The organism is Christensenella minuta, assembly GCF_003628755.1.
GTDB lineage: Bacteria > Bacillota > Clostridia > Christensenellales > Christensenellaceae > Christensenella > Christensenella minuta.
Genome location: NZ_CP029256.1, coordinates 1,249,424 through 1,262,090, shown reverse-complemented (window position 1 = coordinate 1,262,090; position 12,667 = coordinate 1,249,424). Strand labels below are relative to the sequence as shown.

Sequence of the window (12,667 nt, the reverse complement as noted above, 5' to 3'; positions counted from 1 at the left end):
TATCTCAAAGTATATGTCTATCTCTAAGGGGCAATCGCACAATATGAACGGACTGGAGGTGTATGGTAAAATGAAAAATTAACGAAAAATCCGCATTTGTTTTTCGGCAGGTAAATCTTGTCGTAAGAGAAAATCCACAAAGGCACATCGTAGAGATACGGTGTGTTTTTCAATTTTTACAGGAGGAAACGCAATGATAAAGTCAAAATTCAAAAGAGTCACGTCGCTTTTCTTGGCGACCCTTATGTGTGTGACCACTTTTGCAGGCATTGGCTCGACAACAGCATATGCTGCTTCGGGAGAAAAAGCCGATGTTTATATGGTCGATTTCCCTCGTGATGGCGATGCTAATTACGATGGGGTATGGGGACACAGCAATTTGACCTTGAAAAATGGTTGGCATACCGGACGTTCCAATTTTACCAATCTTAAGGCTATTGGCTCATACTCAGGCAATGTTGCTTATTGTATTGAGCCGGGAATTTCGCTCAAGGTCGGTCAGACAATGAATAAGTATGACGAAAATTATTTTAATAACCTTGCAGCCAATGGGGTTATTTCCGGAGATGAAATCCGTCTTTTCGTTGGTCGTATTTTACAGTATGGCTATCGTGGGACAATCTCGACTTCTTGGAGGTCACAGAATGAAGCGGCAGCAAACAGCATTGCACAGGCTTATGCTACACAGCTTCTTATCTGGGAAACTGTTATCGGAGAGCGTGATGCGAATTTCAATCATGTAGCAGCCAGTGGTTGCAGCAATGTGAAAGATGTCATCAATGTAAAGCATCCGCTTCGCAATAAGATTTTCAGTTATTACAACAGTATGGTGCAGAGTGTACAGAACCATGCGACCATACCAAGCTTTTGTAATAAATCATCCGGTTCGGCAAAGACAATAGAACTTGAGTGGAACGGAAGCAAGTACACAACTACTCTGACAGATTCCAATAATGTGCTGTCCAAATATAATTTCAAAGCAAGTATCAGTGGAGTGAGCTTTTCAGTGAATGGTAACAAACTTACGGTTTCTATGGATACTGCACCGATTAAGGAATTTACCATTACCGCAACGAAGAAAAATGCAGTCCGCAGAGGTGTGGTTGTATGGTCAGAGGGTAAACACGGTCAGAATTCCAGTGTGCAGGATGTTGTCAGCTATGCTCAGGAAGTAAGCGACAGTATCAACGGTTATGTGAAAATGAAAGTCAGCTATGGTTCTTGTCAGATTGTAAAGACCAGTGAGGACGGCAAGGTTGACGGTATCAACTTCACGATTACCGGAAACGGTATCAATCAGACGGTTACAACAGCCAATGGCGGTAAATTCCAGATTGATAACCTTATGCCGGGTATCTATACCGTAACCGAGCAGGCATACGATAAGTACGAGCCGCAGGAAACACATAGAGTTACTGTTGTGGCAGGGCAGGTTGCAAAGGTCAATTTCAATAACAAATTGAAGCGTGGCGACCTTCAGGTAGTGAAGACCTCAGAAGATAACCTTGTTGAAGGTGTGAAGTTCCATCTTTACGGTACTTCTCTTTCCGGTGATGCTGTTGACCAGTATGCAGTTACAGACAAAAACGGTGTGGCAACTTTCAAAGATGTGCTTATCAGTGGTTCTGAACCATATACCCTTGAAGAAGTAGACACGGCTATCCGTTATGTTGTGCCAAAAAATCAGACTGCACCAGTGAAGTGGAAAGAAGTAACCACAAGAAACTTCAACAATATTTTGAAGAAGTTTACTGTAACAGTAACAAAGAGCGACGCTGATAAAGGCGAAGCACAGGGCAATGCCAAACTTTCAGGAGCAGTTTACGGTATCTATAAGGGCGAAACTCTTGTAGATAAGTATGTTACTGATGAAAATGGTCAGTTCACTACTAAAGAATATGTTTGTGATACCGACTGGACAATCCGAGAAATTACACCATCAGAGGGATATTTGCTTGATAAGACTACCCATGAAGTAGGTGCAGACCCGAAACTTTATGAGGTAGAACACAACCTTACTTCCAATGATGTAACCGAGCAGGTAATCAAAGGCAATGTGGCTATCATTAAACACACTGATGATGGAGAAACAAAGATTGAAACTCCTGAAAAGGGTGCTTCCTTTGAGATTTATTTGAAATCTGCCGGAAGCTATGACGCAGCCAATAAAGACGAGAGAGATACCATTGTTTGCGATGAAAATGGCTTCGGTCAGACAAAAGATATGCCGTATGGTATTTATACCGTACACCAGACTTCTGGTTGGGAAGGCAGAGAGATGATGGACGATTTTGATGTGTTCATTTCACAGAACGCACAGACGTATCGTTATCTTATCAATAACCGTAACTTTGAGAGCTTTGTCAATGTAGTCAAGGTGGACGCAGAAAGCGGAAAGAGTATTCCGTATGCAGGAGCAGGATTTAAGATTTACGACCCGCAGGGCAATCAGGTCAAAATGACCTTTACTTATCCGACACCAACCACGATTGATGTGTTCTATACCGACGCAAATGGTTCTCTTGTAACACCTGAGAAACTGGATTATGGCAAGGGATATTCCATCGTAGAGGTACAAGCTCCATACGGGTATGTACTTGATGATACTCCGGTATATTTTGATATTACCGAAGAAAATTCCACAGAGGAAGGCGGCATAACTGTTGTGAAAGTCAATAAGCCGAATATGGCACAGAAAGGTACTGTTACGGTTGAAAAGACCGGAGAAGTATTTAGCGGTGTCAATGTAAGTGGTTCTGAGGACAGTGATGTTATTTATCAGCCTGTTTATGAAGTGGCAGGACTTGAGGGTGCAGTTTATGAAGTCCGTGCTGCGGAAGATATTAGTACACCGGACGGTACACTCCGCTATTCAAAGGGCGAAGTGGTAGATACTATCACAACAAGCTCCGATGGATTTGTTAAGAGCAAAGAACTTTATCTCGGAAAATACGAGGTCAAGGAAATTACCGCACCTGATGGAATGGTAGTGAGTGGCGAAACACATACGGTTGAGCTTACTTATGCAGGTCAGAATATCTCTGTTACCGAAACTTCCACATCATTCTATAACGAAAGACAGAAAGTTCAGGTAAGCCTTGCAAAAGCCATTGAAAAGGATAAGACATTTGGTATTGGCGACAACGGAGAAATCAAAAACATCAGCTTTGGTCTTTATGCCGCAGAAGATATTGTATCTGCAAGCGGTACCGTTATTCCGGCTGATGGACTGATTGAGATTGTCAGCGTAAATGAAAATGGAACTGCTGTTATGAAGTCAGACCTTCCGTTTGGCAAATACTATGTCAAAGAGATTGCAACCGATGAGCATTATATTCTCTCTGATACGAAGTATCCGGTTGTATTTGAATACGCAGGTCAGGATACCGCAACGGTTGAAATCAAAGTGAATGACGGAAAAGAAATCAAGAATGAACTTATCTATGGTTCTGTATCAGGTAAGAAGATTGACGAGAATGGAGAAGCACTTGAGGGTGCTGTTATCGGTATCTTCAAAGCCGAAGAAACAGAATTTACAAAGGATACTGCACTTATGACGACTACCTCTGCAAAAGACGGTAGTTTTTCTTTTGCAAAAGTTCCTTATGGCAAATGGATTGTAAGAGAAATCGAGCAGCCAAAGGGATTTGTTCTTGATGAAAAAGCGTATGAGGTCAATATCAGCAAAGCCGAGCAGGTAGTTGAAATTGAGATTGTCAATGAGTATGTTCACGGCAATATCAGACTCACGAAGGTGGACGCTGAATATCCAGATAACAAACTTACGGGTGCAACCTTTGAGGTATATAAGGACACCAATGAGAACGGAAAGATTGATGATGGCGATGAACTTATCGGAAATCTTGAAGAAACCGAAACCGGAATTTATGAGATGAAAGAGCTGCTTTACGGAAAATATATTGTCCGTGAAACAAAAGCACCAGAGGGCTTTCTGCTTGATAAGGGAGAATACTCTGTTTTCATTGAGAAAGACGAAACAACGTATTCCGTTGAGAATAAGGCTGGCGTTGGATTTATCAATGAAGCTATGCGTGGAACACTGAAAATTGTCAAGACATCTTCAGATGGTAAGGTTAAAGGTTTTGCGTTCAGAGTAACCGGAGCAAACGGTTATGATATGACATTTGAAACAGATAAGAACGGCGAAATTGTGATAGAGGGACTTCGTATTGGCGAATATACCGTATCCGAAGTGGCAAACAATGCCTCTGCCGCATATATCACACCTGCCGACCAGAATGTTACTATCAAACTTGATGAAACAGCCGTTGTAAAAATGCACAATGAGTTGAGGGATACTCCGAAAACAGGAGATGATACCAATATGAAACTTTGGTATGTCCTTGCCGGACTTTCTGCTGTCGGTATCGCCGTAACTTCTGTTGTTGCACACAAAAAGAAGAAAAAGGAGGGTAACGAGTAATGGAAGCAAAGACAATTATCGCTATCGCATTAGTCGCCGTTATTGTCGGCGGCTTTATCTTTCTTCAGGTTAAAAACCGTAAGAAGTAAGTAACAAGCGAACATTAACCAGTCGGGGCAGAGCGTAAAAAACTCTGTCCCTTTAATTTTTGGAGGAACATTATGAAACAACAGAAAACGGTGGAGAGCCGAGTGCTTGAAATCTTAAAGGAATGCCCGATGTCGAGGTATGATGATATGCTTCTCATTCTGCATTATTACAATCGGTACGGATATATACCAGCCGGAAATCTTCCGCTTGAGGATATTGTATTTAATTACCGAGCATACGGACTTCCTTGTTTTGAAACCATACGCAGGGCAAGGCAGAGAGTACAGTCCCTTTTTCCTGAGTATTCACGTAATCCGCAGAAAGAAGAACAGAGCGGCAGTATTTCTATTGTAATCAACATTAGCTAAGGAGGTATTTTCGTGAAAGGCAAAGCAACTTTTCAGAATAAGGTCAAGGTGCTGAATAAACTCTTTGACTCCGGTTGTGATACGGAGAAAAAGTTGCAGCAGCTTGATATGGAAGCAATCCTGAAAATCCCGAATATCACGATTCCTGATATGGGTGTGATTATGGAGCTTCAGAAGAATACAAAGTCCGGTAAACTCTTTTCGTATTTGGGCGGCGGTTCTGATGAAGCAACAAAAATGAGAGGTAAGGAAAATGAAGCAACAGGAGAATAGAGCAGAGCCGCAGAAAAAGCAAATTCGATTTATAGACAGTCATTACAATTTGAAATTCTATATTCCCGATGGTGGAAAAATCAGGATTACTTTTCGTGATGGACACACAGCAGACAGAGTGTGCAAGTATATTGATGACTACCATTTGTACGTCGGGAATTGCTGCTATCATATATGCGAGTTTGCTGAAAAAATGGAGCTTAGTGGAAGTAAAGTTGAACCTGTCAATCAATCCGAACCGTCAAAAAACAAGACCAGAAACAGAGAAAAACAGCGATAAGGAGGTGCAAGAGTAATGGCACGAAAATATGACCTTATTTCTGAGCTTTACAACCGCACCTGCAAAACGGTTGTGTCAAATCCTCAGAACTGGCAGGCATTCTTGGCTTCGGCTTGCCGAAATTATAAGTTACGTTATGACGAACAGCTACTTGTATATGCACAGCGACCTGATGCAACAGCGGTTCTTGAGATAGAGCAGTGGAACAAAATTTTTGGCAGATGGGTCAACCGAGGTGCAAGAGGTATTGCTGTTTTTGCTGATGAAAACCGTTCACGGCAAAGACTGACACATTACTTTGATATTTCAGATACTCACGAAAGCAGATATTCAAGAACAGTCCCGATTTGGGATATGCGTCAGGAATACGAAGCTGATGTGATTGAAACATTGGAAAGCACTTTCGGAGAGATTGAGAATAAGAGCAGTCTTGCCGAAGCAATTATGGGAGCAGCAAGAAATGCGGCAGAGGATAATATCCCTGATTATCTGCAAGACCTTTACTATGCAACCGAGGGCAGTTCCTTTGAGGAAGTGGAAGAGGATATTGTGGCTTTCATTTATAAAAATGTCGTGACAAACAGTGTGGCATATATGATGATGTCAAGGCTCGGCGTTGATACGGACGGTTATTTTGAACTTGATGATTTCAGAGATGTTACCAACTTCAATACGCAGGAAACACTCAATGCACTTGGATTTGCTACCAGTGATATTGCAGAAATGGGATTGACGGAAATATCTAAAACAATTACTGCACTCAACCGTCAAAATCGTATAATTGTCGGTCAGGACAGAAATGAATACAATAAGGTTGAAAATAACGACGAAAGGAGTTTGGACAATGAACGAACTGACCTACACGATGGTGGGCGATTACAGCCTTCCGAACCTGAAACTTCCACAGCAGCCAGAAGTGACGTTGGGCAGATACGCTCAGATGAGGAGAGAGTTTCTGAAGGAACATCACAGAGTCCTTTACTACAATCTCCTGACGAGGGGCGAACTGACACAGCACTTGGCGGAAGTGGAACAGAGAGCCAGCAAGATGGAGGAAACAATTCTGAGCCAGATGGCACAGAAAGAGGGAGTGACCGAACAGATGAAAGCGGAGGATATGATGAAATGGGTTCGTCTGATGAACTCCCTTCGCAATTCGGCACAGGAAATCGTGAAAGCGGAAGTGATATTCGCTTAGAGTATTACGACAGAACGCACGAGGATAAAAGCCTTCCGTTCTTTAGACGTGATGAAGTAATCAATGAAATTCTCAGAACGACACCACATTTGTCAGCAAGTCTGGAAGAAATCAAAGATTATTATGAACGCAATCCAGATAACAAAGACCGCACAGAGTATATAAAGAGTATTTTCAATAATGATTATACTGAGCTTACTTTAGAGGACGGCAGGACAGTAGGGTACAAGACCTTTGAAAACGTCCTGCATTTGTGGGAGGGCAAATACGACAGCAGAACCGCACAGAGCTTTTATGATTGGGCTGTTATTGCCCGACACTTTGAAGCTATGCGATTACTGGGAGAATTAAGTGACAGCATAAAACCATTACCGTCAATGGACGGTCAGATGACATTCATATTAGACGGTCGGGCAGAGGAAAAGAAAACCTCTGCCTTTACTTTTTCTCAGGAGATTATCGACGCTATTCTTGCGAATGGAAGCGGATTTTCTGAGGGAAAAATGCGTATTTATGAGCAGTTTGAAAAAAGTCTTTCTGCAAAAGAAAATGCCGACTTCTTGAAAAATGAATATGGTTGGGGCGGTTCTTATCCCGTCATAATCGGGGCAGGCATTGATGAGAGCCACGATGGAAAAGGTATTACGATTACGAAAGGCATCGGTAAAGAAAATCCACATATCACACTTTCGTGGTCGCAGGTGGAGAAGCGTATCGGGGAACTTATCCGAATGGACAGATACTTAAATCCAAAGGAAAAAGAACGCTATCCTCAGTGGATTGAAAGTCAAGAGGAACACAGAGCCAAAATCGAGGAAACGAAAAGAAATCGTGAGATACTTTCTAATGCACCACCGGAGCAAGAGGTCGAACCAACCGAAAAAGAACCTGAAGAAGCAGAACAGCTACAAGATGTGCAGTATGAATATCATCTTGGCGATAAGGTGTATATCGGTGCTTCTGAGTACGAAATCTTATCTGTTGATGATGAGAGAGTAATGCTCTATGACTATGATATGCCACTGTTCAATAAGGAATTTTCACGCACAGAGTTTGACAGAAAAGTGCGAGAGAATCCGATGAATGAGCATTTGATTGTAAAGGAAGAACCTGCCGAAGAAAGAAATGAAAAAGAGCCTGAGCCGTTAGTTCCCGCTTGGGAGCAGAAGAAAAAAGTCAAAGGCTTTGACTTGCACCCTGATGTGCCTATGGCAGACCGTCACACCTTTAATCTTAGAGAAAATGAGGTTGAAACGGTTGGTAAAAAGGAACGCTTCCGCAGAAATATTATGGCGATACAGCTTCTTAAAAAATGTCAGGAAGAAAACAGATTTGCCACTCCTGAAGAACAGATTATCTTATCAAAGTATGTTGGTTGGGGTGGGCTTTCAGAAGCTTTTGATGAAAATAATTCAGCGTGGGCAACGGAGTATCTGGAACTTTCTTCGGTGTTAACACCGGAGGAATATGCTTCGGCAAGAGAAAGCACATTGACTGCGTTCTACACGCCGCCCGAAGTTATCACAGCCATTTATAAGGCAATGGAGCAGATGGGATTTAAGGAGGGCAACTTGTTAGAGCCGTCCTGCGGTATCGGTAATTTCATCGGTATGCTGCCGGACACAATGCAGGACAGTAAGATTTACGGTGTGGAACTTGATACGATTTCCGCAGGGATTGCACAGCAGCTTTATCAGAAAACAACCATTGCGGCACAAGGATTTGAAGAAACAAATCTGCCGGACAGCTTCTTTGATGGAGTGGTAGGAAATGTGCCTTTTGGAGATTTTAAGGTATCAGATAAAAGATACGACAAGCATAAGTTCCTGATACACGATTACTTTTTTGCGAAATCCCTTGATAAGTTAAGACCCGGCGGTGTGATGGTTCTTGTAACGAGCAAAGGCACAATGGATAAGGAAACTTTAGCAGTACGAAAGTATATTGCACAGAGAGCAGAGCTTCTTGGAGCAATCCGATTGCCGAATAATACCTTTAAGGGTAATGCAGGAACGGAAGTCGTTTCGGATATTCTTATCCTGCAAAAGCGTGACAGACTGATAGATATTGAGCCGGATTGGGTTCATCTTGATACCGATGAGAACGGAATTAAGATGAATTCTTATTTTGTGCAGCACCCCGAAATGATACTTGGAGAAATGAAAATGGTATCGGGGCGTTTCGGTATGGAAGCAACTTGTGTGCCGTATGAAAATGCAGACCTTGCAGCACAGCTTGATGAAGCAGTAGCAAACATTCACGGAGAAATCACGGAATATGAAACTGAGGAAGAACTGGAGGAGGAAGATAATTCTATTCCGGCAGACCCGACAGTGAGAAACTTTTCCTATACGGTGGTAGACGATAAAATCTATTATCGTGAAAATTCCCGTATGACTCCGGTGGAAGTGTCGGCAACCGCAGAGAACCGAATTAAGGGTATGATTGCTATTAGAAATTCCGTCAGAACGCTGATTGAATTGCAGACAGAAGATTACCCTGACAGCGAAATCAAAGCGGAGCAGGAGCGATTAAACAGACTTTATGATACCTTTTCAGGTAAGTACGGACTCATTAACAGCCGTGCAAATACTTCTGCTTTCTCGCAGGACAGTTCATTCTCTTTGCTTTCCGCATTGGAGATAATCGGAGAGGACGGAGAACTGGAGCGTAAGGCTGATATGTTTTCTAAGAGGACAATTAAGCCGCATACTCCGGTTACTTCTGTTGATACGGCAAGCGAAGCATTGGCGGTATCTCTTGGAGAAAAAGCCACGATTGATATGGACTATATGATGGAGCTTTCCGGTAAATCGGAGAATGAAATCTTTGAGGACTTAAAGGGTGTTATCTTCTTAAACCCGCTTTATGAGTATGGAAATTCTTACGAACCGAAGTATCTGATGACTGATGAATACCTTTCGGGTAATGTCAGGGAAAAGCTGAGGATTGCAAAGAACTCGGCAGAACTCTATCCGGAAGATTATAAGGTCAATGTGGAAGCACTTCAAAAGGTGCAGCCGAAAGACCTGACTGCAAGTGAAATTTCCGTGCGACTTGGTGCAACTTGGCTGCCACCGGACGATGTGCAGGAGTTTATCTTTCATTTGCTTGAAACACCACGCTATGCACAGTGGAATATTAAAGTTCACTTCTCTCCATTTACGAGTGAGTGGAATATTGAGGGTAAATCTTACGACAAAGGAAATGTAAGGGCATATAACACTTACGGAACTTCCCACATCAATGCCTATAAGATTATTGAGGAAACGCTGAACTTAAAAGATGTGCGTATCTTTGACTATATCGAAGATGATGAGGGAAAGAAAAAGGCTGTCCTGAATAAAAAGGAAACAGCAATTGCTCAGTCGAAGCAGGAAATGATTAAGCAGGAATTTCAGGACTGGATATGGTCTGACCCTGAACGCAGGGAAAGGCTTTGCAAATCCTACAATGAGAAATTCAACAGTGTCAGACCTCGTGAGTATGATGGAAGTCATATCATCTTCAATGGTATGAATCCTGAAATTGAACTCAGGGAACATCAGAAAAATGCGGTTGCCCATATCCTTTACGGAGGAAATACACTTCTTGCACACGCAGTCGGAGCAGGAAAAACTTTTGAAATGGTAGCGGCAGCACAGGAGTCGAAAAGGCTTGGGCTTTGTAACAAGTCACTGTTTGTTGTACCAAATCACTTGACCGAACAATGGGCGGCTGAGTATTTGCAGCTCTATCCGGCGGCGAATATCCTTGTCGCAACAAAGAAAGATTTTGAAACCAAGAACCGTAAAAAGTTCTGCGGCAGGATTGCAACTGGAGATTATGACGCTGTTATTATCGGACATTCACAGTTTGAAAAAATCCCGATGTCCATTGAAAGACAGAGGGCAATCTTAGAACAGCAGCTTGAGGAGATAACCGGAGGAATTGCGGAACTCAAGCGAAACCGAGGGGAAAACTTCTCCATAAAGCAGCTTGAAAAGTCAAAGAAATCTATCAGGCAGAAACTTGATAAACTCAATGACCAGACGAAAAAAGATGATGTTGTAACCTTTGAGGAACTTGGTGTAGACAGGCTTTTTGTTGATGAAAGCCATTATTACAAGAACCTTTATCTTTATACAAAAATGCGTAATGTGGGCGGTATCGCACAGACGGAAGCACAGAAATCTTCCGACCTCTTTATGAAGTGCCGTTACCTTGACGAGATTACAGGAGGGCGAGGAACCGTGTTCGCAACGGGTACACCTATCTCAAACAGTATGGTGGAACTCTATACGATACAGCGATATTTGCAGTACAGCACGCTTGTGAAAAATGGGTTGCAGCACTTTGATGCCTGGGCTTCCACTTTCGGAGAAACCATTACGGCAGTGGAACTTACACCGGAAGGAACAGGATACAGAGCAAAGACAAGGTTCGCAAAATTCTATAACTTGCCTGAACTAATGGCGATGTTCAAGGAGATAGCGGACATTAAGACAGCGGATATGTTGAACCTGCCAGTACCGGAAGCAAAGTACCATAACATTGCAGTAAAGCCGTCAGAAATGCAGAAAGAAATGGTTGCTTCCCTTGCAGAGAGAGCCGAGCAGGTGCGTGGCGGCGGTGTGGATTCAAGCGTAGATAATATGCTGAAAATCACGAATGACGGAAGAAAACTGGCTCTTGACCAGCGTATGCTAAACGATATGCTGCCTGATTTTGAGGGCAGTAAAATCAATGCCTGCGTCGATAACATCTATCGGATATGGAAAGAAAATGCCGACAAAAAATCAGCACAGCTTGTCTTTTGTGACCTTTCCACGCCGAAGAATGACGGCACATTTTCCGTCTATAACGACATCAGGAAGAAGCTGATTGAGAGAGGTATTCCTGAAAGTGAAGTGAAATTCATACACGAAGCTGATACGGATATGAAGAAAAAAGAACTGTTCCAAAAGACCCGCAAGGGAGAAGTCAGGGTGCTTCTTGGCTCTACTCAGAAGATGGGAGCAGGAACGAATGTGCAGGATAAACTTATCGCACTTCACGATGTGGATTGTCCGTGGCGACCTTCAGATTTGGAGCAGCGTTCCGGTAGAATTGTCCGTCAGGGCAATGAAAATCCGCAGGTAGATATTTACCGCTATGTAACAGAGCAGACCTTTGATGCATACCTCTATCAGCTTGTGGAAGGTAAGCAGAAGTTCGCAAGTCAGATTATGACGAGCAAATCTCCGGTCAGGTCGGCAGAGGATATTGATGAAACCGCACTGTCCTATGCGGAGATAAAAATGCTTGCAACAGGCAATCCGTATATCAAAGAAAAGATGGACTTAGACATTCAGGTACAGAAGCTGAAGATGTTAAAATCCAATTTCTTATCAGAGAAATACGGACTGGAGGATAAGGTCATCAAGTTCTACCCACAACAGATTGCTTACTTGAAATCCCGTGTAGAGGGACTTACAAAAGATGTTGAAACAGCAAAATTACACCCGAAACCGATAGATGAGCAGCCGCTTGGAATGATGGTATCGGGTGTTTCTTATTCCGAAAAAGCCGAAGCAGGTCAGGCAATCATCAATGCCTGCAAGTCAATGAACAGTCCCGATGCGATACCACTTGGCGAGTACCGTGGCTTTCAAATGGAACTGTATTTTGATACGGTGCAGCGTAATTATGTTGTGAAATTAAAAGGCGAAACAAGCAGAGATGTACCGCTTGGCGATGATGCTCATGGTAATATCGTGAGAATAGATAACGGCATAGAACGCTTTGAGGAAGCACTTGCTGATACGAAAAACAGCCTTGAAAATACGGAGAAGCAGTATGAAACAGCGAAGCAGGAAATCGAAAAGCCGTTTGCAAAGGAGGACGAATTGAGGGCAAAAACTGCCAGACTTGATGAGCTGAATATCCTGCTCAATATGGATAAAAAGGAAAATGAGATTGTCGGCGGAGAGCCTGATGAGGGCGAAGTAGTCGGCGGCAGAAAGGAGAAATCGTATGAGAGATAAACAGGAAGG

General features: G+C 42.8%; 5 protein-coding genes. All 5 read left to right on the top strand.

Translation table 11 applies throughout. The features are described 5' to 3' along the window. The first annotated feature begins 193 nt into the window (after positions 1-193). The 5 genes from B1H56_RS06020 (at position 194) to B1H56_RS06000 (ending at position 12,658) form a co-directional block, all read left to right on the top strand. The gene (locus B1H56_RS06020; RefSeq protein ID WP_066517818.1) at positions 194-4,444 is read left to right on the top strand and encodes a SpaA isopeptide-forming pilin-related protein; all 4,251 of its coding nucleotides are present in this window, start codon (positions 194-196) and stop codon (positions 4,442-4,444) included. Positions 4,445-4,605: 161 nt separating this feature from the next. Beyond that, on the top strand, positions 4,606-4,902 hold the full coding sequence (locus B1H56_RS06015; protein ID WP_055062735.1) for a hypothetical protein: 297 nt from the start codon (positions 4,606-4,608) through the stop codon (positions 4,900-4,902). Between the two features lie 12 nt (positions 4,903-4,914). Beyond that, the gene (locus B1H56_RS06010) at positions 4,915-5,175 is read left to right on the top strand and encodes a hypothetical protein (RefSeq protein WP_066517822.1); all 261 of its coding nucleotides are present in this window, start codon (positions 4,915-4,917) and stop codon (positions 5,173-5,175) included. Next, positions 5,156-5,455, top strand: a complete 300-nt coding sequence (locus tag B1H56_RS06005; protein ID WP_066517825.1) for a hypothetical protein — start codon at positions 5,156-5,158, stop codon at positions 5,453-5,455. The genes B1H56_RS06010 and B1H56_RS06005 overlap by 20 nt, the downstream gene beginning before the upstream one ends. A 15-nt stretch (positions 5,456-5,470) precedes the next feature. After that, entirely contained in the window at positions 5,471-12,658 is a 7,188-nt protein-coding gene (locus B1H56_RS06000; protein WP_066517834.1) for a helicase-like domain-containing protein, read from the top strand. The last annotated feature ends 9 nt before the right edge of the window (positions 12,659-12,667 follow it).